This window comes from Acinetobacter sp. LipI_19 (assembly GCF_058242925.1).
In genome coordinates this window covers 1-1155 of sequence record NZ_JBZAYK010000014.1, presented here as the reverse complement: position 1 = coordinate 1155, position 1155 = coordinate 1, and the positions used below count along the sequence as shown (strand labels likewise).

Here is a 1155-nt window from a genome sequence, read left to right as displayed (position 1 = left end):
CTTGAAAACAATCTTCCAGACCTTTCTGTCTGTGTGGTTGAAAAAGGCTCTGAAGTTGGTGCGCATATCCTTTCTGGTGCTGTACTTGAACCTCGTGCAATCAATGAACTTTTCCCTGACTGGAAAGAACAAGGTGCACCTTTAAATGTACCTGTGACTGAGGACAAAACTTATTTCCTCATGTCTGCTGAAAAGTCTCAAGAAGCACCACACTGGATGGTTCCTAAGACCATGCACAACGATGGTAACTATGTTATTTCATTGGGTAATGTGGTGCGCTGGTTAGGTCAAAAAGCGGAAGAGTTAGAAGTTTCTATCTTCCCAGGCTTTGCTGCCTCAGAAATCCTTTATCATGAAGATGGTTCTGTAAAAGGCATCCAAACTGGTGATATGGGTATTGGTAAAGATGGTGAACCTACTCATAACTTTACCCCCGGCTACGAGCTTCATGCAAAATACACAATTTTTGCAGAAGGTTGCCGTGGACACCTTGGTAAACGTTTGATTGCAAGATACAACTTAGACCAAGATGCTGATCCGCAACATTACGGTATCGGAATCAAAGAACTTTGGGAAATTGACCCTGCTAAACATAAACCAGGTTTAGTGATGCATGGTTCAGGCTGGCCTTTGGCAGAAACAGGTTCTTCAGGCGGCTGGTGGTTATATCACGCTGAAAACAACCAAGTGACCTTGGGTATGATTGTCGATTTATCTTATGAAAATCCACACATGTATCCTTTTGCTGAAATGCAGCGTTGGAAAACACATCCACTGATTAAGCAATATCTTGAAGGTGGTAAGCGTATTTCTTATGGCGCACGTGCAGTTGTTAAAGGTGGTCTAAACTCGCTACCTAAACTAACCTTCCCAGGCGGTTGCTTAATCGGTGATGATGCTGGTTTCTTAAACTTTGCTAAAATCAAAGGCTCTCATACTGCGATGAAATCGGGTATGTTGTGTGGTGAAGCTGTATTTGAAGCAATCCAAGCAGGTCATGAGAAAGGTGGTGATTTAGCGGTTGCGCGTGTCGCTGAAGGTGAAGATTTCTTTGCTAAAGAATTGACTGCATATACTGACAAATTCAACAACAGTTGGTTAAAAGAAGAGTTACATCGTTCACGTAACTTTGGTCCAGCGATGCATAAATTCGGT

The 1155-nt window shown here is 42.6% G+C and carries 1 protein-coding gene; it reads left to right on the top strand.

Annotated elements, in window-relative coordinates; genetic code table 11:
• Positions 1–1155, top strand: a 1155-nt coding sequence (locus AC4CVF_RS22280) for an NAD(P)/FAD-dependent oxidoreductase (RefSeq protein WP_490789993.1), incomplete at both ends; no start/stop codon positions are given.